At 59.2% G+C, this 23707-nt stretch carries 22 protein-coding genes and 1 riboswitch; of the genes, 6 read left to right on the plus strand and 16 right to left on the minus strand.

From position 1 onward, the window contains the following. Positions 1-27: 27 nt before the first annotated feature. From U9R61_RS02885 to U9R61_RS02900, 4 genes are all read right to left on the minus strand, one after another. A complete protein-coding gene (locus U9R61_RS02885; RefSeq protein ID WP_322487316.1) occupies positions 28-621 on the minus strand; it encodes an aminodeoxychorismate/anthranilate synthase component II in 594 nt (197 codons plus the stop codon). Next, positions 599-2326, minus strand: a complete 1728-nt coding sequence (locus U9R61_RS02890; protein WP_322487317.1) for a GAF domain-containing protein — start codon at positions 2324-2326, stop codon at positions 599-601. Before U9R61_RS02890 ends, U9R61_RS02885 begins: the two co-directional genes overlap by 23 nt. A gap of 11 nt (positions 2327-2337) precedes the next feature. Continuing rightward, the gene (locus U9R61_RS02895) at positions 2338-3867 is read right to left on the minus strand and encodes a DUF512 domain-containing protein (RefSeq protein WP_322487318.1); all 1530 of its coding nucleotides are present in this window, start codon (positions 3865-3867) and stop codon (positions 2338-2340) included. 79 nt (positions 3868-3946) lie between these two features. Then, the gene (locus tag U9R61_RS02900; protein ID WP_322487319.1) at positions 3947-5734 is read right to left on the minus strand and encodes a histidine kinase N-terminal 7TM domain-containing protein; all 1788 of its coding nucleotides are present in this window, start codon (positions 5732-5734) and stop codon (positions 3947-3949) included. A 138-nt stretch (positions 5735-5872) separates the two neighbouring features. Here U9R61_RS02900 and U9R61_RS02905 point away from each other — a divergent pair, with 138 nt between their 5' ends. Together U9R61_RS02905 and hppD are read left to right on the plus strand one after the other, a co-directional pair. Continuing rightward, on the plus strand, positions 5873-6685 hold the full coding sequence (locus tag U9R61_RS02905; RefSeq protein ID WP_322487320.1) for a TrmB family transcriptional regulator: 813 nt from the start codon (positions 5873-5875) through the stop codon (positions 6683-6685). A gap of 230 nt (positions 6686-6915) precedes the next feature. Continuing rightward, on the plus strand, positions 6916-8013 hold the full coding sequence (gene hppD / locus U9R61_RS02910) for a 4-hydroxyphenylpyruvate dioxygenase (protein ID WP_322487321.1): 1098 nt from the start codon (positions 6916-6918) through the stop codon (positions 8011-8013). A 49-nt stretch (positions 8014-8062) separates the two neighbouring features. Here hppD and U9R61_RS02915 read toward each other — a convergent pair whose 3' ends face one another. Further along, positions 8063-8278 carry a hypothetical protein gene (locus U9R61_RS02915; RefSeq protein WP_066786397.1) on the minus strand — a complete coding sequence of 72 codons (216 nt, stop codon included), beginning with the start codon at positions 8276-8278 and terminating at the stop codon, positions 8063-8065. 177 nt (positions 8279-8455) lie between these two features. Between U9R61_RS02915 and U9R61_RS02920 the strand changes: the two genes are divergently transcribed. Beyond that, positions 8456-8794 (plus strand): hypothetical protein, encoded by a 339-nt coding sequence (locus tag U9R61_RS02920; RefSeq protein ID WP_322487322.1) that lies wholly within the window; start codon positions 8456-8458, stop codon positions 8792-8794. Here U9R61_RS02920 and U9R61_RS02925 read toward each other — a convergent pair. From U9R61_RS02925 to U9R61_RS02950, 6 genes are all read right to left on the minus strand, one after another. After that, positions 8781-8999: a hypothetical protein gene (locus U9R61_RS02925; RefSeq protein WP_322487323.1), complete on the minus strand. Its 219-nt coding sequence runs from the start codon at positions 8997-8999 to the stop codon at positions 8781-8783. The genes U9R61_RS02920 and U9R61_RS02925 overlap by 14 nt on opposite strands. A 90-nt stretch (positions 9000-9089) precedes the next feature. Next, on the minus strand, positions 9090-9821 hold the full coding sequence (locus U9R61_RS02930) for a glycerophosphodiester phosphodiesterase (protein ID WP_322487324.1): 732 nt from the start codon (positions 9819-9821) through the stop codon (positions 9090-9092). A 104-nt stretch (positions 9822-9925) separates the two neighbouring features. Further along, positions 9926-10204, minus strand: a complete 279-nt coding sequence (locus U9R61_RS02935) for a hypothetical protein (RefSeq protein ID WP_322487325.1) — start codon at positions 10202-10204, stop codon at positions 9926-9928. Between the two features lie 271 nt (positions 10205-10475). Further along, complete coding sequence (locus U9R61_RS02940; protein WP_322487326.1) at positions 10476-11192, minus strand: hypothetical protein; 717 nt, start codon at positions 11190-11192, stop codon at positions 10476-10478. Next, entirely contained in the window at positions 11189-11776 is a 588-nt protein-coding gene (locus tag U9R61_RS02945; RefSeq protein WP_322487327.1) for an SCO family protein, read from the minus strand. Before U9R61_RS02945 ends, U9R61_RS02940 begins: the two co-directional genes overlap by 4 nt. A 170-nt stretch (positions 11777-11946) precedes the next feature. Then, the gene (locus U9R61_RS02950; protein WP_322487328.1) at positions 11947-13695 is read right to left on the minus strand and encodes a CAP domain-containing protein; all 1749 of its coding nucleotides are present in this window, start codon (positions 13693-13695) and stop codon (positions 11947-11949) included. 115 nt (positions 13696-13810) lie between these two features. Next, positions 13811-13935, plus strand: a riboswitch (FMN riboswitch). Between the two features lie 154 nt (positions 13936-14089). Between U9R61_RS02950 and U9R61_RS02955 the strand changes: the two genes are divergently transcribed. Both U9R61_RS02955 and U9R61_RS02960 read left to right on the plus strand, forming a co-directional pair. After that, complete coding sequence (locus U9R61_RS02955; protein ID WP_322487329.1) at positions 14090-14893, plus strand: ABC transporter permease; 804 nt, start codon at positions 14090-14092, stop codon at positions 14891-14893. Between the two features lie 80 nt (positions 14894-14973). Then, positions 14974-16023, plus strand: a complete 1050-nt coding sequence (locus U9R61_RS02960) for an ABC transporter substrate-binding protein (RefSeq protein ID WP_322487330.1) — start codon at positions 14974-14976, stop codon at positions 16021-16023. 73 nt (positions 16024-16096) lie between these two features. Here U9R61_RS02960 and U9R61_RS02965 read toward each other — a convergent pair whose 3' ends face one another. The 5 genes from U9R61_RS02965 to U9R61_RS02985 all read right to left on the minus strand — a co-directional run bounded on the left by U9R61_RS02965 (position 16097) and on the right by U9R61_RS02985 (position 22151). Beyond that, the gene (locus U9R61_RS02965; protein WP_322487331.1) at positions 16097-16723 is read right to left on the minus strand and encodes a TetR/AcrR family transcriptional regulator; all 627 of its coding nucleotides are present in this window, start codon (positions 16721-16723) and stop codon (positions 16097-16099) included. 50 nt (positions 16724-16773) lie between these two features. Beyond that, on the minus strand, positions 16774-18267 hold the full coding sequence (locus U9R61_RS02970; RefSeq protein ID WP_322487332.1) for a biotin/lipoyl-binding protein: 1494 nt from the start codon (positions 18265-18267) through the stop codon (positions 16774-16776). A gap of 14 nt (positions 18268-18281) precedes the next feature. Further along, positions 18282-18959, minus strand: coding sequence for an ABC transporter ATP-binding protein (locus U9R61_RS02975; RefSeq protein WP_322487333.1), 678 nt, complete (start codon positions 18957-18959; stop codon positions 18282-18284). A 190-nt stretch (positions 18960-19149) separates the two neighbouring features. Continuing rightward, positions 19150-21534, minus strand: coding sequence for an FtsX-like permease family protein (locus U9R61_RS02980; RefSeq protein ID WP_322487334.1), 2385 nt, complete (start codon positions 21532-21534; stop codon positions 19150-19152). Between the two features lie 320 nt (positions 21535-21854). After that, positions 21855-22151, minus strand: a complete 297-nt coding sequence (locus U9R61_RS02985; protein ID WP_322487335.1) for a hypothetical protein — start codon at positions 22149-22151, stop codon at positions 21855-21857. 1288 nt (positions 22152-23439) lie between these two features. Between U9R61_RS02985 and U9R61_RS19895 the strand changes: the two genes are divergently transcribed. Next, complete coding sequence (locus U9R61_RS19895) at positions 23440-23685, plus strand: cation-transporting P-type ATPase (protein WP_416208810.1); 246 nt, start codon at positions 23440-23442, stop codon at positions 23683-23685. The last annotated feature ends 22 nt before the right edge of the window (positions 23686-23707 follow it).

The following is a 23707-nucleotide window of genomic DNA, read 5'->3' on the forward strand; positions in this document are numbered from 1 at the left end:
AATCCGTGTCTGAATACTCCCTGTTCACTACTCCCCACTCCCTGCACTCACCGGCACACCGGCCAAGAAATTGGCCAACATCTGCTTACCGCCCTCGGTCATAATCGACTCAGGGTGAAACTGCACGCCCTCCACCGGCTGCGAGCGATGGCGCAGGCCCATAATCAGGCCATCTTCCGTCCACGCCGTCACTTCCAGCTCGTCCGGCAGATCCTCGCGGCGGACGATCAGCGAGTGGTAGCGGGTGGCGAGGAAGGGAGACGGCAAGCCGGCAAACACACCTTGACCATTATGATAGATCGGTGAGAGCTTGCCGTGCATCACCAGCGGCGCGCGCACTACCGCCCCGCCATACGCCGCACCGATCGCTTGATGGCCGAGACATACCCCCAAAATCGGGATCTGGCTGTCCAGCTCGCGGATCACATCGACGCTGATCCCGGCCTCAGCCGGCGTGCAAGGGCCGGGACTGATCACGATCCGGTCGGGATGGCGCGCCGCCACTTCAGCCACCGTGATCTGGTCGTTGCGCACCACCTCGACCTCAGCGCCCAACTCGCACAGATACTGGTACAAATTGTAGGTAAACGAGTCGTAATTATCGATCAACAGTACGCGCATGGTCTTGCTCCATCACCGGCGGCGCTGCCGCCTGCTCTCGCTCATCTTGGGTCAGGATTTTCCCCTTTGCTCGCGCTCGAATCAACGCCTCAACACATTCCGGATCAAACTCGGTGCCGGCGCCACGGCGCAACAGCGCAAACACCTGATCAATCGGCATGGGTGGCCGGTACGGACGATGGCTGGTCAGAGCATCGAACACATCGGACACCGCGACAATCCGGCCAAACAGCGAGATCGACTCGCCACTGATGCCAAGCGGATACCCGCGCCCATCAAGCCGTTCATGATGCTGGGCCAGCGCCGTCCAGGCATGGCGCAGCAGTTCGAGTTCGAGCAGGCCATTATCGCGCAGAAACTCCATACCGTAGGTCGGATGCCGGCGCATCTCGGCAAACTCTTCCTCTTCGAGCCGGCCCGGTTTCTTGAGGATCTGGTCAGGCACCCGAATCTTGCCGACATCGTGCAGCTTGCTCGCCACCCGCAATTGATAAATCTGATCGCGCGGCAAGCCCAATTCTTGGGCAATCGCCACCGAAAAATCACTCACTCGCTGGCTATGGCCGCGGGTGTAGGGATCTTTCAAGTCGATCGCGCCGGTGATGGCATCAATAATCCGGGTAAACAGACTATCGGTCTCGCGGTAGAGGTCGGCCAACCGGATCACGGTTGCCGCCTGCGAAGCCAGCATCTGGAACAGCGCCACATCATCGGATGAGAAGGGCCGGCTATTGCGCGGATTAAGCGCCTGCGCGCCGCCGATAATCATCCCCTCAACTTCGCCGCGCTCGCCACCCAGCACGATCCGCGGCGAGCGCAGCGGCACGCACAAGATCGCGCGGGTCTGAAAGCCGCTGCGCTGATCGAGGCCTTGATAAAAGCGCCGGTCTTGATGAACATCATTGACCACCACCGTCTCACCGGTTTCGATGACGTGGCCGATAATACCCTGCCCGCGCGGCACGCGCAATGCCTCCACCCGTTCGCTGTGTTCACCGCCAGCAATGTGCAAGACGAGATCGTTGTGCTCGTGATCGATCAACCAGATCGACGCTGCCTCAACCTCAAGCAGATCGCATGCGTAGTTCATAATCCGGCGCAACAGCTCATCGCGTTCGAGAGTGGCGGTTAATTGCGAAACAATCTCGACCAACGCCTGTTGCCGGCGTTCGCGTTGCTGCGCCTCAGCCAACAATCGCGCCTTCTCGACTTCAGTCACCAACCGCGAAGTCAGCAACTCGATCAGGGCCAGTTCGTCCTGCTCATCCACCGCCTCGAGCGGCAAATTGAAGACTTGCACCACCCCAACCGGCTCGCCGCGCAGCATCAGCGGGACGCAGAACATGGTGCGCAGGTGCAACGAGCCCATCTCGCCCAACGAGCGATTCCAGCGCGGATCATTGGCTACGTCATGGACAAAGAATGGCTGGTGCTGCTGCAAGGCATAGCCGGCAAGCCCAGTGTTGGCCGGAAACCGGTGACCGATCAACGCCTCACTAGCGGGACTGCCTTTCACCACTTTAAAGATCAGCTCGTTGGTAGCGGCATCATACAGGTAGAGCGTACCGGCTTCGGCCTCGGTGATCTCGATAATCAAATCAAGCAACCGGCCGAGTAGATTATCGAGCTGGGTACTATCGGCAATCTGATTGGCGCGTTGGATCACCTCAAGGTAACGCTGCAAGCGCGATTCTTGACCAGCCATTGCGCCCTCCACTACTCATGCTGGGCTAATGCCCTCACATAGCGCACCAGTTCGTCAGCTTCACCGGCCAATGCCACCGGCATCGCGGCTTCAGCACTGATTCGACCCGGTGTGTAATCATCGATCGTGCGTTCACCGGTATAGTCGAACATCACCCGTGGCAATAACGCCCGCTCGCACCCGGAAGCGCGCAACGCCGGGATCACGTCTTGCGCCGTGAGCAAGCCGCTGACCGTCACCGTCTCACCAAAGAACTGATTGATCACCGGCACCACCTGCACCGACAGGTTTTCAACCCGATTCAGGCGTACCGCGACCTGTTCCATCATCGGCGCCACCAGCGTCCCGCAGACGAGGGCCAGCGTAGTAGGACGGGCAATCCGCGCCGGCAAGCGGCGGCGCGCGCGCGCCCAATTGTCGAGAAAATCGCGTACCATACCGACGCCGTTGCTGTACTGCGGCATATCGTCGTAAGTCTCGGCAGGGGGAACAGGCCGGCCAGCGAGCAGATAAAACTCGTCGGAAGCGTAGACCAGATGGAGGCCAAACTGCTCGTAGCAGCGCGCGCGGTACGGTTCGATCAGATCGAGCACCGCCGCTGCTTCAGGCACGGTATAGCATCGCAACGGCACATCGGTCACGGCGCCGAGGCGCGAACAGAAACCCAGCTCAGGATCGTGCAGCGGCTGGCTGCCGTTGCGCAGCGGGATCGACGCTGAAGGGTCTTCCCACAACGGTTGCCGTTCCCAATTGGTATCGATCCACTCTGGCGTTTCATGCACCTGTATTGCGGCCCGGATCGTTTTAGGAGCTTTGCCTTCAAAGCGAAACTTGGTCAGACCAACCGGCACCACCGCGATTGACTCAACCGTTGGGTGCAGCGCGATCAAATCTTCGATCGTCTGGCGCAAGACCTCGCCATCGTTCACCTGCGGGCAAGCGACAATCTGGGTATGGACGCGAATACCCGCCCGGCCCAGCCGCTTAATCTGCTCGCGCACATCGGGAACATCGCGTTTGCCGAGCATAATCGCTCGCCAGAAGGGATCGGTGGCATGCACGCTCATGTGCAACGGCGAGAGGCGCTGGCGCTCGATCCGTTCCCAATCGGCTTCAGTCAGATTGGTAAAGGTAACGAAATTGGCATAGAGAAACGACAGCCGGTAATCGTCATCTTTCAGGTAGAGGGTCTTGCGAAAACCCTTCGGCATCTGGGTGAGGAAACAGAACGGGCATTTATTATTGCAGGTGCGCAGCCGGTCGAAGAGCGGCTCGGTAAATTCGATCCCCAGATCATCATCGGGGTCTTTGTCGAGCGTGATTTCGCGCTCACTGCCATCGGCGGCGCGCACCAGCAGCGTGACACGCGCTTCGACAATCGCAAACCGGTAATCGATCACATCGCGCAGCCGCTGGTCATCGATAGCCACCAGTGTATCGCCGGGACGCAGACCGATCTGCGCGGCCAAACTCTCTGCTGCAACACTAGCGATGACGCCACCTTCGCCGGTAATGCGCCTGACATCAGGCTGATATTCCACAGTGACTCCTGACCGGATGAAGCAAGAAACGCTTGATCGAGCGTGTATATTTACGATAATTTATTGTACCACAATGCTGTTAAAGCCATGAAGGTTCAGGTTCGGGGGGTGATTGCAACGGCAGCAACACGCTAAAGGTCGAACCGCGTTGCGGTTCGCTTGTCACAAGAATTTCGCCCCCCATCGCTTGGCATAACCGCTGGCTAATCGCCAGCCCCAATCCAGCGCCGCCATAGCGCCGGGTCGTGCCGTTATCAACCTGCATAAACGGCTCAAATAAGCGTGCCAATTGATCGGCGGGAATGCCGATGCCGGTATCGTGAATATCGATCTGAAGTACATCTGGCGCGCGCCGGTAACAATGCACCGTCACCTGCCCATGCTCGGTAAACTTGCAGGCATTGCCGATCAGATTGATCAATATCTGGCGTACCCGAACCGGATCAGCCATCATCGGAGGTACATCCGGCTCGCATGTCACCGTTAAGGCGTTCTGATTTTTGCGCGCCAAGCCTTGCATCGTCTGTGCCACCTCATTGAGCACTGCCGCGATCGTGATCGCTTCGGGATGGATCTGGATCGCATGCGATTCAAGGCGAGCCAATTCCAACACATCGTTAATCAAGGCCAACAGATGGCGCCCGGCCACAATGACCCGATCAAGGTCGGCTGCCAGATCGTGCTGGTCACGCTTGCGCAAATCTTCGCGGACAAACTCGCTATAGCCCAAGATAGCCGTCAGCGGCGTGCGCAATTCATGGCTCATGGTGGCGAGAAAGGTGCTCTTGGCCTGATTAGCGGCCTCGGCAGCCTCTTTGGCTTCCTGCAACGCCAGCGCCGCCTGTTTCAAGAGCGTGATGTCGCGGAGTACAACGATCCGTCCGCTCGGCAAACCGCGGCGATCACGCAATGTCGTGCAGCGCATATCATAGGTCAGATCACCATCAGGCTGGGGTTGGACAACTTCAAACTGGCCTTGGAAGCGCTCGCGCACCTGTTCAGCCAACCACGGCGGCGCCACCTCCGCCAGCGAGCGGCCGATAGCAGGCGACGGTGCGGCCAGCAACGCCTGCCCCGCCGGATTCAGATCGATCACTCGATCCTGCATATCCACTACGATGATCGCATCGGGCATCTGGTCAACGATCGTCTCGCGCGCTGCCGGCACCATATCAAGGGCGCGGAAACGTTGCATCGCTACGCTAAATGCAATGCCACTCAGAGCGAAGGCCACCGGCGTGGTATCGATGTAAGGAATTGGACTACGTCCAGTCACAAAGAGGATGCTTGCCGCCCACGGCAACACTGCGCCGATCAGCAAGCTCAGCGCCTGCGCTCGATAGAGTGCGCGGCTGCGGCGGGCTTGATCGATCATCACGATCGTGCCAATGAGCACCATACTGTAAGAACTCGCGACGCCAATGTACCACAACGGCCCATTGGGGCCAGTTAGCACCCACAAGTCATTCGCGGTGTACATCAACTCGACGGAGGGCCACATCAACCGGTGCCAGTGATTTGTCCAAGCCCCCAGCAGAATCACACCCTGCCAGCCAGCCAAGCCAAGCACTAACTGCCGGCTGACCCAATGGTCGCGATTGGTGTAGAACAGCGCAAACAACAACCACAAGACCGGCACGCCCGCCACACTCGCATATTGAATGCTGATCAGAAATGTTTTGCCATCAACAGTAGCGTTGGTCAATTCGAGCGCATTGCACAACGACCACCAGATCGTGGCGAACATCATGCCAAGAAAGGCTTTGGTCACCGGCAACCGCCGGTACAGCCACGCCTGTAAGATGGCCACTATCGCCAGCACTGCCGCGGCTAGCGGTAATAGGATGTAGGGCGTGAAATACCACATAGCCGGTATCATTGCAACATCATTCGCTCAATAAGAACGCTGCCGCGCACGCTCTTAGCATAGCACAGCTTGCAGACCACACCGCAACCGGGTATAATGATTACCACTAATAAGTGGTGACAATGAAACATAGATCATATGGTTGATCGTACGCCAGAACAACTGATGGCGCTCGGGCTCAACCGCTACGAAGCCACCACCTACCTTGCCCTGCTCGAACATCGCGGCTTCACCCCGGCCCAAGCGGCGGTGCGCGCCGGCGTACCACGCCAGCGCATCTACGACATCTTGGCCTCGCTCTGCGCCCGCGGCTTGGCGATCGAGCGCCACAGCGACGGCCAACGCCGCTACTTCGCGGTTGATCCGGCGGTGGCGCTGCCGGCATTAATGGACGCGCGCCGACGCCAATTCGAAGACGAACAGGCTGCGCTCGCCGCGGGTATGCAGAGCTTGCTGGCCACTCTCATCCCCATCTTTGCCGCCGGCCATGACCAGATCGACCCGCTCGATTATGTCGATGTCTTGCTTGACCGGCGGCTGGTGGTCGAGCGCGCTTTGGCGCTTGCCGGCAGCGCCGAGCGCGAAATCTGCGTGTGCTTCAAGTTGCCATTGCTTGGCGATCAAGCAGCCAATTTCGCCGAGGTAGCCAAACCGCTTCAGCGCAATGTGCGTTATCGCGCGATCTATGAACGTTCGGCGCTGGCCGATACTGAACTATACGGATGGGTGCAACAATTCGTGATGTGGGGCCAACAAGCGCGGGTGGTCGAGAACTTGCCGCTCAAAGTCAACCTCTACGACCGTCGGGTGGCTTTACTATCACTGCAAGACCCCATTACCGGCGTATTGAGCTTCACGGCCTTATGCGTGACCCATCCCAACTTTGGCGCGTTTTTGCAAGGGGCGTTCGAGAAGCTATGGGACGATGCCGAACCGCTCACGCTCAACTAACGGTATTGCGCCACATCAGTGCGCTGGCAAGAGGGCGAAATCTCTTGCAGCAACCCCGTTCCGCTGTCATTGCGAGGGGGGCGCAGCTTTCGCAGCAATCCCCCGCGAGTGCGAGAGCGAGACCGGAAAGGGATCGAAACAGTACACAAGATGCGAGAGATAGTGTAGGGCGCTACGTTGGCGCGGCGTTGCGCCAACAATAAGGAAACACCAACCACAGGAGGTACGAGATGCGCTCCGCCGATCCACTCGATCTGCTCGGAATTGATTACGTCGAGTTTTATGTCAGCAATGCCCGGCAAGCCGCTCACTTTTACCGCACCACGCTTGGCTTGCGCCCGATTGCGTATGCCGGTCTTGAGACAGGGGTGCGCGATCGAGCCAGTTACGTGCTCGCACGGCGCAACGTGCGTTTTGTGCTAACGGCGCCGCTCATCCCCGACCACCCGATTGCCCGCCACATTGCCCATCACGGCGACGGAGTGAAAGACATCGCGCTGCGGGTACGCGATGCCGCCACCGCCTACGAAACCGCGATCGCCCGTGGCGGTATTCCGGTGCAATCACCCACCGAATGCGTTGACGAACATGGCCGGGTGGTGAAAGCGACGATTGCCACCTATGGCGATACCGTGCATTCCTTCATTGAGCGGGAAGAGTACCGTGGCGTCTTTATGCCCGGCTTCCAGCCGATCATGGAACACATCCCCGTTCCGGAAACCGGCATTGCCGCGATTGACCACATTGTCGGCAACGTTGAGCTGGGTGCGATGAACCGGTGGGTCAAGTATTACCGCGACGTGCTCGGCTTCAATCAATTGGTGCATTTCGATGATCACGACATTAGCACCGAGTACAGCGCCTTGATGTCGAAGGTGATGCAGAACGGCACCGGACGGATCAAGTTTCCGATCAACGAGCCAGCGGAGGGCCGGCGCAAGAGCCAGATCGAGGAGTTTCTGGAGTATTACGGCGGCCCCGGCGTGCAGCATATCGCACTCGCCACCGGCGACATCTGCGCCACGGTTGACGCCCTGCGCGCCGCCGGCATTCCGTTCATTCACGTGCCGGATGCCTACTACGATGACCTAGAGCAGCGGGTGGGCACGATCGACGAGAGCCGGCAGGAATTGCAAGCGCGCGGGATTCTGGTCGATCGGGACGAAGAGGGGTATCTGCTGCAAATCTTCAGCCAGCCGTTGCAAGACCGGCCAACCCTCTTTATCGAGATCATCCAGCGCAAGGGGAGCCGTGGGTTCGGCAAGGGCAATTTCAAGGCCTTGTTCGAGGCGATCGAACGCGAACAAGCCAAGCGAGGAAATTTGTAGGGGCATAGCGACGCTATGTCTTGGACATAGCATCGCTATGTCCCTACGATTACGGACGGTTGATGCGGGTGCCGCGCGGCACGTTCACGATCACCGCCTCGTCTTCCTCACCGTGTTCGGGATGGGCCGGCTCGGCGGCATGGCCATGATGATGGTCATCGCCAGCCGGCTTGAACTCACCCAACAAACTAGCCCGCCGGATGCGCCGTTCGTACTCGCGTTCGATCGCGGCAACGAACCGTTGCCACCACGACTGTTCGCTCATCGCTCTTCGCCTCCGCAGAAGGTGGATTTTTCCTCTATCTTAGATGACAGTATATCAGCAAAGATTCAGAAAGCTGTCAACATCGTATGATACGCTTTTGTATGCATGCTCTAGTACAATAATAGTAACGACTTCTGGTATAGAGGCAATTCATCGAACGTTTCGTCAGGAGACCGAATGCACGCAATTATCCGTTTTCTCCGCCTCAATCCTGCCGTTCGCCGGGTGCTTGGCTTCCTCTTCCTCGCCCTCGGCTTGATCGGTTCGCTCTTTCCGATTATCCCCGGCTGGCCCGGCTATCTGCTGGCCATTATTCTGCTGGGCCGGCGCGACCGGCTGCTGCGCCGGTTGCACCTAATCGCTCGCTTTGTCTTGCGCTGGCTGCGCAAAGCGCCGGTGCCGCATGTGCGCGGGGTGGGGCAATGGCTTTCCAGCCAATACGTCGAGCTGCGCCGGGCAGTGGTGCCGCGCCTGATCGCGTTTGAACGCCATCTTGACGGGCCTAATCCCCTTTGAGGCACTTCCCCAACGCCCAGCCAAATATCAACCCGCCAATCACCAGCAGGCCAGCAGTCACCCCCATCCCAATTAGCAGATGCGGCCAGCCGAATGGGCCGCCACCGATCAGCCATGCTAGCAGCGCCGGCACACTGATCAGCGCCACCAGCACTGCCAGCAATGGGATCACTCCCCGCGCCACCAGCCAGATCCGCCGTTTCACGGTCTCATCCTTTGTGATCGCACCAAAACGCACCTGCAACGAGGGGTGGATAGAGGATTGGCGCGTATGGTCACCATCACCATCTTCGGCTTAGCGTTGCGGCAAAACTCCTGCCAGCGCGGCTCGCGCCGCCGCCGGGGTATTGGTAATCAAGCCGCTGGCCCCTAACCCAGCCAACGCGTGCAGCCGATCCGGATCATCCACCGTCCAGACATTGACTTGATACCCGGCCCGGCGCACCTTAGGCAGCACCCAATCGAGACCGGGCAAACCGTGGTAAGGATGCCACGCGGCAGCCCCGATCCGGCGCAGGGCGCCAAACGGCCAAAACTCGCGCAGGCGCACATCGGGCCGGCAGGTGCGAATCCCCATCAGATAGCCGCGGGCAATCGCGGGATCGACCGCGCGCAATTCGCGCAGGGCCTGCGAAAAAAATGACGAAACGATCACCTGATCAACCATACCAAATTCACGAAGCAACTGGACGCAACGCGTCGCCATACCGGGCTTTTTCAATTCGAGGTTGAGCGGCATACCGGCGCTCCGCGCCCAATCGAGCGTCTCGGCCAGCGTCGGCACCCGCTCGCCACGAATATCGAGCTGGCGAAATTCGGCCAGCGTGAGACGCGCTACCGGATCGGCGCGACCATTCCAACGCAAAGTGTCATCGTCGTGAAAGACCACAATCTCACCATCAACAGTTAGTTGCAGATCGAGTTCGATCATGTCAGCCCGTTGATGACGCGCCAACTCAAAAGCTGCGAGCGTATTTTCAGGTGCATCGGCCGATGCACCACGATGAGCAATGATCAGTGGTGCCATGTCTCCTCGCCATAAAACACTGATAGCGGAACGCCGTTCGTCCCGCTATCAGTATCGCCGCGCCGTGCGCTGGCGTCAATGTCAAGGTGACATGCGCGCTGCCGTCAGGAGATCAGATCAGGCTGGGGAACAGCCAGATCGGCATGCCGCGCCTCTTCGGTCAGCATCGGATGCAGAATGCGCTGCATCGCCATCACGTGGGCACAGGTGCCCCACCTGTGGAAGAACGAGCAATTGCAGGCCCATTGGCCATTGTGCAGCGAAATCTCGTGATCACTGTTGCCGCCATGGAAAGTTGCTCGCAGATCACTGAATTTAATGCGCTCCGGTTCGGCGGCATAGCGCCGGGCTTTCTCGATTTTGCCGATCATGTCCGAGTGCATAGGGAGACCTCCTTCGTCTCTGCCCGGAAAACATCAAGGGCGGCTACAGGTATCGGCCTGTACCGCCCTATCCACACCTCAACCACGTTGCGACACATGTTTTCATTGCCGGGCCTCCTTAACGGGAGTTGCACCGCTCTTAACACAGTCTTATTATACGGCCCGCCATCATCTCCCGTCAAGCATGAAATTCGCAATCTATCTACCCGGTTATACGCATCCTGATGCGATATAATGGCCTTCTACGGTGATCGATAATTGTTAGCATTCGCTAACCGGCATTGCGCATACGCTGAGCGAGGTCGAGAATACGTTGGCCATACTCTGTCCCCGGATAAGCCCACCGTCCATTGAGATCAATAATGGTCACGGCCACACCACGCAGCGAGGAAGGCAATGGCCGGCGCATCAGGGCATAGTCGATTAACTGCTGTTGGTAGGGCGTGCCGGCGCCGGCTAGCAAAGCATAGGCCAACAACCGGCCAAGGTGAGCCGGGATCGCCTCATCTACCCACGCAGCAAAGCTGAGGCCGGCCCGCCACACTTGGTTAGCTTCATCCCATGCCCAGTCGGGGCCGGGCGGTTGGTCGGGCGTACCGGGCCGGGTCTCGCCGGTGACGCCGATCCCAGCGGGATTGCGGCGCGGACGCTGGCACCACCACGACGTCAGGTGGCCGGTCTCGTGGGCGCACTGAGCAATAGCAAGGAACCAATCAAGTTCGGCGGCGGCGCCGATCTCGGCGTAGCCATTGACGATCACACCGACATCGTAGGGGGTATAAGCGGTGCTGCGCGGCGCCAGCCACGCAATCGCCGCTTCGGCAGTGCCGGTCGGCGGGCCAAGCAGCGTGCCCGGCAACGGTGAACGAGTGATGAAAGGGAGGTAGATGGTAGTTTCAGCCGGCTCTTGGGCGTGGATCACGCTGCTACTACTCAGCACGGCTAAACCCAAAGCGAGCAATGATCGACGAGAGAGGCGCGTGTTCATGGCTGTTCGCTCAAAAGGGCGCGGATGTCGTTGACATACACGCTCGCTGCGGTTCCATATTGATAAACGAACCGCAACCGGCCATTTTGATCGATCAGATAGCTCGCGGTGCTATGCTCGACGCCATCGCTGCTGTGATGTTGATGACCGCCGCCGTGGCGGTAGGTCAAGCCGTATTCCTTGCTGATCCGGCGCAGGGTGGCGTCGTTGCCTTGCAAGCCAATAAAGCCGGGGCCGAAACCGCGCAGGTAGGCGGCCAGCACGTCGGGCGTGTCGTGGGCCGGATCGACGCTGATCAAGACAACATGCACCCGTTCGCCATCAGAGCCAAGCGATTCACGGGCGCGGCGGAACTCGGCCAGCGTGATCGGGCAGTAATCAGGGCAGCGGGTGTAGCCAAAATAGAGCAGTACCGGCTGGCCGTGCAGATCACTCAGGCGCAGCTCGCCGCCAGTGCTGGCCGGCAAACTGAAATCGCTCAGCACCGTAGGCGGATCGATTTTGGTTGGAGTTGTCGTTGATGATGGGCTGGTACTAGCACAAGCACCTAGCAGCACGAGCAGAAGCAGAATGAGACGGTACATGGCTTTGTCTAACCTTCTAGTCGGCCGGGCGCGGCCCGCCGTGCCCCTACCACAACGAACCGCAGTTCGGCCGGGCGCGGCTCGCCGTACCACAACGGGCGGAAACAGTAACCTTGTCCTGTTCCACCCTTCGCGTCTTTGCGTTAACTGTCTGTGAGAGCAGAGACCTGCTACCGCAGGACCAACGGCGTATACGTGACAAACAAGCGATCAACGACATGCAGTCGTACCGGAATAGTCAAGCGCAGCTCACTATTCGGGGCAGCAAAGGTGATCGCACCTTCATACACGCCACCGGTCAGAGTCGCATGATTGATACTCAGTTTCATTATACCGTCTTCAACACTGCCGCTCAACCATGGTGCTGTCTCGACCACTTGCCAATCAAAGCGCACACACGGCGAGCGTACTATCACCGGTGTGGGCGGTACAGCAGCAAACTGAGCCAATACCACCGCAGTTGCCGGCTGTACCGGTATGTTCATCACTTCCCGAAATGGCGTAAAGGTAGTTCCATCAGTATAACGTACCCACACGCCCTGTCCGCGATAGTTACCACCGGGAACCGCCAACGTTACCGGATTGACAATCGGCTGTGGTGCGGTAAAGATGGTAACGGCATCAATAAAGACATCGGTAGAGCCACTACGCCAAAACTGAAAGATCAAGAAAGGCTCATTGCCGTGATAGGTAAACGGGAGTGCAAACTCCTGATATTGGTTTGCGGCGGCAAAATCAACCCCACGTAGCTGCAAGGGACCATACGCCATACCACCGCCGTTAATGCTGAAGCGGGCTACTTCATTCGGTGAGCTATTACTAGCAACTTTCAGACGCACATACGCGACGAGTGGAATATCTTTAAACACGACCGGATCATAATCGTATACCCAAGCCGAAGATTCCGAACTTGCCGACGGCAAACGAAACGCACTGCCACCCCAAGCTGCGGGATCGGTGACTCGTTCCCCTGCACCCCATAACAACCGAAACGTCGAATAGTTCTCGTCTACCAACCAACCGAAGCTAAACTGCATTTGCGGTAACGTAGGATGGTAGAACCCGGTCAGAGTGATCGTCTCTTGGCGATCACTCATTGTCGCTGCAAGTTCATTCACCGGCACATTCGCACCAAGATAGATCGTATCGCTTACAACAGCAGTTGCACCGTAGGCATCACGAGTTTTTACGTAGACGGTACGCCAGCCCTCGCCATCGGCCAAGTGGAAGCGAGTTTCGTTGGTGAACGGTTGCCAGTTGGCGTTCGTAAAACAAGGATTATCGGCAATCATCATCGCAGTTGAGGGACGACGACCGGCAAAACCACCAGTTTCAGCCACTTGGTATATGTAAAGCGACACATCAGGGTTGAGAGTTGCGACTGCTTCGTACTCGACGATCACCGGTGCATACGCAGCATCGTTGCCAAACATCTGGGCAATGTAGCCGCGCCCATCACTGGCGCGGCGGTAATAGCCCAAACCAATCTCGCGATGGCCGGGACTGAGCAGGTTGGTGCGATGGCCGGGGCTATTGAGCCAACCATTGATCGCAGCTTGCGGCTGCATATAGCCACAATACGCATTTTCGGCTCCACTTGAGCCACGATATCCAAAATGCAATGCTCGTGCATTAGGCCACTCACCATTGGTATCTTGATGACCACAGTAGGGTGTTGGCCGGTTCTCAACCGAATCCCACGCAAACCAACGAGCAGCATGGGTCAATTGACGATTCCAACGCAACGGTGGCTGACCGGCCTGTCTGAGTCGGGCTACGTTCCCATAATAGACGGTAAGCGCTTCATCGAGGAGGAGGCTTGAGGTTTGGGTTGTAGGGTCGAACGCCCACACTGGGACAATAGCACTTGTCCAGAGTACGAACAAACTAAGCCAGATTCTTAAAAATCGCTTGTGCATGATTCTCTAGCAAAGGTTAGCCTGGAACTGTAAGTATTTTATCATGAAAATTTCAACAGTGAATAGTCCAAAACTTGACACTGACCCGCAATTGATGGTATGATTGCGATCAACAAACGATCTTCGGGGCAGGGTGAAATTCCCGATCGGTGGTATAGCCCACGAGCGTGTTGAGAGGCACGCAGGATCCGGTGCAACTCCGGGGCCGACGGTTACAGTCCGGATATAAAGAAGATCCAGATATGGGCAATGGTAGGCGACGCGCGAAGTGCGCGCCTTCGCTTCGTTGCCGTTACAGGCGGTCTCATCACCCGCGCTGTTCCCGTATCTGTCCCCCGAAGAGCGTTCGCTCGGCGGGGGTTTTTGATTCCCCGCCAGAAAGGAGATGGTGACGATGCAGCAAACTTTACCAATGCCCACTCCCGCGCCGCGAGCCAAACCGTGGCAGCGCTTTGAATGGCCGGCGCTCGGCTTGCCGGTAACGTTGCTGGCGTTGCTGGCGCTCTGGCAGACGGTGGTGAACGTCAGCGGCTATCCGGCTTTCATTCTGCCCTCGCCGGCGCTGGTTGCCAGCCGGTTTGGGCAGGCGTTGAGCAGCGGGTTGCTCTGGCAACATACGGCGGCGACGCTCAGCGCCGCGTTAGGCGGTTTTGCGCTGGCGCTCGTCGTTGCGCTCATCCTTGGCTACATCCTCGCCCATATCCGCTGGCTCGAACAGGCGCTGGCGCCGGTGTTGGCGGCAAGCCAAGCGATCCCGGTTGTAGCCGTCGCGCCGCTGATCATTCTCTGGTTTGGTGCTGGCCTGACCTCGAAAATATTGGTCGCTGCTCTCATTACGTTCTTACCGATCTTGATCAACACCATCGTCGCTATTCGCAGTATTCCGCGTGAGCTGATCGAGATGGCGTACATCAGTGGAGCAAACCGCTGGCAACTGCTGCGCTACGTCGAAGCGCCGCTGGCGCTGCCAGTGCTGTTTGGCGGCGTGCGCACCGGCTTAGCGCTGGCTACGACCGGCGCAGTGGTGGGCGAATTTGTCGCCGGGCGCACCGGGTTAGGGGCGTTGATTAATATTGCTCGCGGCTTGTTTGACACCCCGTTGATCTTTGTCGCATTGGCGACGCTGGCTCTGATTACGCTCGCCCTTTACGTGCTGGCCGGCCTGCTCGAGCGGCTGCTGGTGCGGTGGGAAGCGTAAACCCAGTTTTTGTACGGTTGAAGCACTCTTGCATATTGGGCGTACAGGCAGATGACGACTATCCTAACGAGGAAACGAATATGAAGCTGCGTTTCATGCTATTCCTTACCCTAATCACCTTCATCATCACGGCGTGCAGCGCACCGGCTCCGACGCCGACGGCAGCTCCCACGAGCGCGCCGGCGGCCAATCCACAGCCAGAGTTGCGCAAAGTAACGCTGGCGATGTCGTACATTCCGAACATTCAGTTTGCGCCTTACTATATTGCGGCGGCGAAGGGCTACTATGCCGCTGAAGGAATTGAGGTCAATTTCGACTACAACTTCGAGAATGACGTGCTCCAACGAGCAGCGACGTGGCCAGCCAGTGGTGTAGCTTTTGCTACTACCAGCGGTACTTCGGTATTGCTCGCTCGCCAGCAGGGGTTGCCGGTCAAGACGGTGATGACGCTGTACCAGCGCTTTCCGGTAGCATTCTTTGCCAAGGCTAATGTACCATTGGAGAGTGTGAATGATCTACGTGGACAGACTATCGGCATCCCCGGACGCTTCGGTGAGAGTTTTTACGCATTGCTGGCTGCACTCTACGCGGGTGGAATGAGTGAAGCCGATGTGACAGTACAAGAGATCGGGTTTACGCAGGCGGCAGCGGTGATGGAAGATAAGGTACCGGTAGCGATTGGCTACGCGATGAACGAGCCGGTGCAATTGCGCGAGCAAGGGGTGGAGGTGAATGTGTTGCTGGCCGCCGACGTCTTTAATCTAGCTGCGAACGGCATCGCCGTCAGCGAGGCGCTGATTGCGCAAGAGCCGGAACTGGTGCGGAAGTTTGTGCGGGCCAGCTTGCGCGGGTTGGCCGATACGCTGGCCAATCCGGCTGAGGCGTTCGATCTGAGCCTGCAATTCATCCCCGAAGCGCAGCTCGGTAATCTCGACTTGCAGCGGAAAGTGTTGGAAGAGAGCTTGCCCTTCTGGCAGAACGAACTGACGGCGCAGTACGGCTTAGGATACACCGACGGGCAACTTTGGCAACGGACCGAGCAATTTATGCGTGAGGCCGGGTTGTTGGCCGGACCGGTTGAGGTACAGCAGGCCTATACCAATGAGTTTGTGCCGGGCGGTTCGTATTAAGCGGCGATCTGCGTCCTCCGCCCCTTCCCTCGCACAGAGAGAGGGGCGGGGATGGAACACTTCTCTGTCACGCTTATGCGCCTGTACGTGATTCTTCCACCATCATACTGCGCAAGAAATGCGCTATCGACTCTGCCATCATTGCACGCGCAGCAATAGCGTGCGCTTCTGGTTGATTGAGCACCTCACGCGAGAAGAAATAGGTCAGTATCGGACCAATCAGCAGGCGAGCAGCAATCTGCGGATCGGTACGGCGCAACCGTCCTAATTCCATCTGACGTGCAAGATAGGCAGCCAACGCATTCATTGCCCGCCCTGGTCCAATCTCATTGATAACCCGTGCTAATTGCGGGTGGCGTAACACCTCACCGATCACAATCTTGCCGATAGCTACTGTTAGCGGCTGATCAATCGCCTGCGCCAACCGTTCCCCCAGTCGCGGTAGCACTACATCGGGCGGTTCATCACCCAACTGCTCAACCGCATCAACAATCGGGACCAGCGGCATCCGCTCTCGGATCACCTGATAGAGTAGGTCGGTCTTATCTTTGAAGTAGTGATAGATCAGGCCGGGAGAAGCGATACCGGCGGCATGGGCAATATCGCGGTTGGTGGCGCGATCGAAGCCAAGGCGGGCAAAGGTATCGAGGGCGCCGTCGATGATTTGTTGGCGACGTTGTTCGGTTTCATCACGTGGCATATTGATTCCCCCTGTCGCCCCGCACTGCCGTGCGGCTGTACTGGTGGATGTTATTTTTCATGCGCCGTCACCACTGCGGTCATGTTCCAATGCAGGCGTGGATCGGTTTGTGTCAATTCTATTGTCGCTGTATATACCACCTCACCCAAGCGGTCGGCGCCGTATGGTTCGATGGCAAGCACACGGCCTGGCAATGTGACGCCGGGCAAAGCATCGAATGTCACCGTTACCATTGTGCCCGGTGCTATGCGCATCGCATCGATTTCGTTGAGATCGATGGTTTCGATGCGCCATGCACTGAGATCGCCGAGCAGCAGCGCCGGGGCGGTGGGGGCGGCGAGTTCGCCGAGGCGCAGTTCGATCCGGGCCACGGTAGCGGCAAATGGTGCGCGTAGGGTCAGTTTGTCGAGTTCGAGGCGAGCTTGGGCGAGTGCCGCTTCAGCAGCGTCCACTTCGGCTTGGGCTAAAGATACCTCTTCTTCCCGTGGAGCAGCATTGACCTGCGCCGCTTGGGTTTGCGCCAAAGCAAGTTGTGCAGCGGTGACGGCCAGTTGTGCTTGGCGCGGATCACCGCGCAAACGGGCGAGCGTCGCTTCGGCGGCGGCAATGCGGGCATCGATTGCGGCCAGTTTATCGGCGGCCGGTGGCGCCAGTAGCGCAGCCAACCGCGCTTCGGCTTCACGTAAGCGCGCTTCGGCAGCAGCTATACCCTCGATCTCGGCCTGTGCAGCCTGCTCGGCATTGATCCGAGCTTGCGCCAACGCGACCTCAGCGTTCTGCACTGCGCGCAGCGCAGCAGCTTCAGCGTCAAGGCGTGCCTGTGGTAGCTCATCGTCACCCAAACGTTGCTTCAGCTCTTCGTTTTCCCAATGGATGCGGCTGTAATCGGCTTGACGATCGCGCAATACATTGGCCGCCTGTTCCAGCGCCAACTGGGTATTGACCTTCGCCGCCGCCAGCGAGCTGCGTTGGGCGGCAAGGTTGGCCGCCGCTTGGTCGCGAGCCGCCTGCGCCTGCGCAACCACTTCCGGATCGGCACCGGCCAGCAGCTCGGCGCGAGCGGCCTTGGCTTCGGCCAATTGGGCTAACGCGGCCTTCTCGTCGGGGGCAGCCACCGCCAGCGCCACTTGGGTCGCTTGGGCAGCGGCGACTTGAACGGCGGCTTCGGCAGCGGCCCGCGCTTCCGGCGCCGCTCCGGCCAGCAGTTGGGCATAGCGGGCCTGCGCGCGGGCGAGATTGGCTTCGGCCTGCTGCACCGCCAAGCGTTGCGCCCGATCATCGAGCTGTGCTAAGGCTTGCCCGGCGGCCACCTGATCACCTTCCGCGACCAAGACCGCGCTGACGATCCCGCTGCGCTCGAAGCGCAACCATGCCGCTTGCAGCGGTACGACCCGCCCTTCGACGCTGACCAGCGGCACGGTTGCTTCACCGGTTGGGATCGGTGGCGGGGCCGATTGCGCCCCCGGCCCGTTAGGGCCAAAAATGGCATATGCGCCGCCGGCAATCAAGATGACGGCAATCAGAGGAATAAGCAGCCTGCGCATAACCGTCTCGCCTTTCAGCCAACAATGTGACCATCAGCCACCAGCACCATCCGTCCGGCCCGCCGGGCCAACTCACTATCGTGCGTCACCATCACGATTGTCGTACCGAGACCGGCCAGTTCGACAAACAGTTCAAAGACCGCTTCGGCGGTCTGCGAATCGAGATTGCCGGTCGGCTCGTCGGCCACCAGCAGCGGCGGGTTATTAGCTAACGCGCGCGCAATCGCCACCCGCTGCTGCTGGCCGCCCGACAAGGCCAGCGGCAACTTCTCGGCTTGATCGGCCAACCCCACCCGCTCGAGCAAGGCCAACGCCCGCGCGCGCCGTTCGCGCAGCGAGCCGAGATTGGCAAAATCCATCGGCAACATCACGTTTTCCAACGCGGTGAGGGTCGGCAAGAGCTGAAAAAACTGGAAGACGATTCCGACCGTGCGCCCGCGCCACGCGGCCATCTGCGCGGCGGGCATGCGCATCAGATCGGCCCCGGCCACCAACACCTCGCCGCTGCTGGCCCGGTCAATCCCGGTGATAACGTTGAGCAAGGTTGATTTGCCGCTGCCCGATTTGCCCACAATCGCGACAAACTCACCCGGCTCGATGCGCAGATCGATCCCGCGCAGGGCCAGATAGTCACCAGCAGCGGTGGTATAGGCTTTGGTGACGGATGAGAGCAAGATCAGTGGTTGGTTCATAGGTTTTGTGGGTTTATATCGTTGATGTTGGTTAGGGCCGATGGCACAGGGGATTTCCAATATTCTCTGCGACCCTTCGCGTCTTTGCGTGTACCATCTTTGCGTCTTTGCCCTTTCTGCGTCACGGGAGACGGACAGCCGTCCGTCGCTACTGCGTCTTTGCCCCCTCTGCGTCTTTGCGTTGACCGGCTCACTCATACGCCAGCGCCTCGCGCACCGCGATGCGAGTCGCGGCGCGCGCCGGCAACACGCTCGATGCCAATGCAAACAACATCACCACCCCCAACCACATCCAAATCGCCGAAAACGAGTACATCCAAATCAATGGAATATTGAGCAACGCCATACCAAAGTTGTAGGCCAGCGCATAGCTCATCGGGATCGAGAGGATCACTCCACCCACCCATGCCAACAGTGCAATCGTCAGTCCTTCCGTGACAACCAATTCGCGGATGGCATCGTCGCTGGCGCCGATGGCGCGCAGAATGCCAATCTCGCGGGTGCGTTCGAGCACGTTGATGCTGAGGGTGCCGGTGAGGCCGAGCGCGCCCACGACCCCGATAATCAATGCCATGATCGAGATCGCGCCGGTCGCCAGATTAAACCGCTCTTCGAGAATTCGTCGCTCTTCGCTCATGGTGCGGATGAGGCGCAGATCGATGCCATAAGCAGCGAGTTGCTGTTCAATGGCTGCGGCTGCGGCGGCATGACTGACCGGATCATGGCCGATGGTCGACACCCGCACCGTATCGGTGCGACCCACACCACCCTGCTCGGCGGTGAAGGCAGCGAGATCAACATATGCCTGCGCCGGCATGGTCGGCGGGGTAAAGACCTCGATCAACCCGACCAGCCGCCACTGCGATTCGCGGCCTTGGATCGAAAGCGTTACCCAATCGCCGACGCGCAGATAGGGCTCTTTACTGCGGATATTGGTCGAAAAGACGACCTCGTGCGCGCCGGGGCCGGTCAGCCAACGCCCTTCGGCGAGGCGCGGATGGAAGAAATCGGTATCGGCAGGCAATGCGCGCAACGCCAATTCTTCGCCATCGGTGCCATCGGGCCGCACCGGAAAGACCGGCGCGCGCAGCGTGCTCTCAAGGCGGGTCACCGCCGGCAACGACTCAATCAGCGGCGCAATCCGCTCGATCCGGTAGGAATGGGCCAACTGCACTTCGAGATCGTAGTTCAACCCAGCCAGACTCGCCTCCAGCGTGGCAAACAGCGAGGTGCGCTGGGTCATGACGGTAATCAAGACGCTACCGCCCAACGCCAAAGCCACCAGCGTGCGCGCTAAGCGGGCGCGCTGACGAAAGGCATTGCGCAGCGCCAAGAGGGTGGGTCGGCGCAGCAACCGGCCCAGCATGCGGGTGAGCAGAGTCACGGCAAGCGGCGGCGGCGCTGTCTCGCCGCTGAGCAACTCGCGCACGGGCCGGCGCAAAGCGCTGCGAATCGGCCACAACGCGGTCAACACCGGCACCGTGATCCCGGCCACGATCTGCAACAGCAAAATCTCACCACTCCAAACCGGCCATGGCAGATCGACATTCAACTGTCCGGCCAAAAAACCGGCAAGGCCCTGCGTCGCCAGCAAACCTGCCGGCACCGCCAGCATTAGCGCCAACACCCCAAACAACGCCGCCGTTGCCATATACATCGCCGACAGCGCCCGCGGCCCGGCGCCGATAGCCGCCATCACACCGAGCTGGCGGGTCTGTTGGTTGAGGATGGCGCTGATCGTATTGATACTGAGGAAACTACTGGCGACCAGCGCCAACATCCCGACGATCAGCATCAACACGGTAATCACCGGCAAGAGAGCTTCAGCCGGATGTTGCAACGGCGGCGGCACGTAGGTCTGGATCACCGGATGACCGCTCCGCTTCAGCAACTGCTCAACCGTCTGCGCCATCGCCCGAATCTGGGTTACATCGCGCCGGTCGCCGTTGACAATCAGGTGCAACTGGTTATAACCGGCAGGGCCGCCCAACCAGCGCAACGTGTCTTCAGTCATATAGATGAAGGTCTGCGCAGTGAGCACAGCCAGCGGCGTACTCAGATCGTGGATCGTGCCGGCCACCGGCATCGCGCGCTCGCCGATCCCCGGCAACTCAACCACGACCGTCTCGCCAATCGCCAAGCCAGCACGCGCCAGCGACACCCGCTCCACCAATATTGCCCGTTCGCGTGGCGGCCATGCCCCCGCTTGGGGGCGGACAATCCCGATCCGGCGGATGCCATCGTCGGGCAGCACGGTAATCAGCGCATCTTCCCACCGATCGGGGCCGATGCGAATGCGGGCCGGCACAACGCGACGGCCTTCGGCGACGGCTACTTCCGGCAACCGTTCGACCGCCTCGGCGAGGTCATCGGTAAAGGCAGCGGTGGTGATCGTCGCGCTGGCCGGCTCGATAGCGAGAAAGCTGCGCTGCAATTCGCGCCCAATCACGGCTCGCGCGGTGAGGATGACGCCGAAGGCGAAGACGCCAACCGCAATCGAGAGCGTCACCAGCGCGGTGCGGGTGGGGAAGGCGCGCAAGTCGCGGATAACTTTTCGCCAACGCGGAGTAAGCATTGTGAAACCGCCGAGTGAGCAAAGGCGCTGTAGAGCCGGACGGCTGTCCGGATCCGCAAAGGACGCTAAGGTTGTAACGCAAAGGCGCAGAGGACGCGAAGGGCGCTAAGGTTGTAACCGAATCGTAGTGGCTGGATAGGCTCTATCTTTGCGCGCTCCACGCTACCTGTCTTTTACCTGCCCAAGCGGCGCTTAGCTGCACCAATCTGCTAGGAGTATAGCACATGTTGATTGATTGGTCAATCAACAAAAGAAACAAAAACAGAGCGACGATCCGATAGACCGTCGCTGCTAGGCTGGTGCGAACGTTGCGCAGAGTCCTAACCAGCCACCACCCCCAACATATTGAGGAAGATGCGCGTTTCGCGAGCAATGGCCGGCCATGCCTGCGGATCAGCCGCCTTCGCCGGCAATTCCACCGTGGCGAACTGGTGCATGGTGCGCGGCAAGGCTTGGCCGCGGGTCTGGGTAGCGACCTCGCCGCGCAGGTACGCCTGCCACGCAGACTCGACCGCTTGGGCAAACTGCTTTGCCGACGCTTGAATCGCGTTTGTATCTCTAGTCTCTAACGCGGCGAGCAAGGCCCGGCCCGCCTCGTTCATGTGTTGCACATACATCAACCAACGCTCCTCTATCTCATCACGCGGCGCATGGTTTGGTCGCCGCCAGCTCACGAGCAGGCAAGAGCGGCGGGTGGATCCGCCGCTCCTCTTTAGATTATAGCGAGAACTGTGGGTGATGGCAAGTCTGGGGAGAGGGGTGGGGTGTTGATGATAGCGCCAGATGTGCATATCAGCGGGCATGGATTTCTGCTCGGCTCAATGGGCGAACGTTAGGGATGCGCACCGGTTGGGCCAGCAATTGATCGATCACATTCCCGCTCGTTTGCAGGGTTAGGTTCTCCTAAGACTATCGCACCTGCCCGGTAAGCTGAGCATATTGCGGAGGAAGCTCAATCAGACCATTCTTAACTGTAGCTTGGAATTCGATCGCTTGCATCATCTGGTTTTCTCATCAGTCTATATCATATCTGATGTTGCTGTCGCAGCCGGAGACTGGAAACAGCGCGGTTCGACGCACTGAACGCCTCGTAGGTTTCGGGTGAGAACAGGGTCAGGTAGATGCCATAGCGCTGGTTTCCTTTATTGAACCGGTCTGTTTGGCGGCATCATGCGCGGCTAAACACAGTGTGTCACTACTGTATGCAGCGGGGGAGAGAAAGGCAAGGTGTTGAGATTGGCTTATGAAGCTCTCCTCCCAACCCCCCGCAAGACTCCCCTCCCCCAGCGGAATTGAGAGGCGGACAGGATCCATGAGCGCAGATATGGTTGATAGCTTTGTGATGCGCCATTTCGCTCTCACCCCCAACCCCGCTCCCACTGGCGCGGGAGAGGGGAGCTGCTCCGTTCCGCTTCAAGCAATGTCTTTGCCGCCAATCCGGCGGCTCCCCCTCAGGGGTCGGGGGGTGATATGGAGCATTTGCTGGGTTTGCCCATCTGTTCGGCTCCCCCTCAGGGGGCCGGGGGAGGGTGAGGGCCAGCAGCCAGCGCAGCGGGCTTTGTACCCCTAGCCCGGCTCTTCAGGGCCGGGTTCCGGATCAGATGGTCTGCCCGCTCTTGAAGACGTAGAGGGAAGGGGGATGATTGCCGCCTCCTCAGTGGCCGCTACGCCCTCTGCAACCTCAACCTGCTGCAACCAGCGGGGGCGAGACCCGCTCGAACTGTGGTGCTACGCTCTCACAGACCTCCCTACCCTTGCCAATCGGAACGCAGCGACCTTAGCCAGCACGATCGGTTAGTAATCTTGACAACTCTGCACGTGGCGGATCTTGCACCTCATCGAGACGTACACCGGCGTACAATAGCCAAAAGCAACGCCCCAACCTCACCGCGACCAACCCATCTTATGAACAGCATCCATACATTAACCGCTTCTGCAGCGTTAGCTGCCCTCGATACCGGACCGCAGGGGCGTTCACAAGCCGAAGCTGAGAGGCGCTTGGCCCAATATGGCCGGAATGTGATCGCTACGCAGCAGGGAGGCGCTGATGAGGCGCCTCCCTTCCCTCCAGGTCTACCGTTCGATGATAAAATCCTCGCGCCACCAATGATTCGCGAATGCCGTAGAATACCGAGCATGCTGACTAGGTGACTTCAATGCAGTTGAAATCTTG

The organism is Chloroflexus sp. (assembly GCF_034431535.1).
Taxonomy (GTDB): domain Bacteria; phylum Chloroflexota; class Chloroflexia; order Chloroflexales; family Chloroflexaceae; genus Chloroflexus.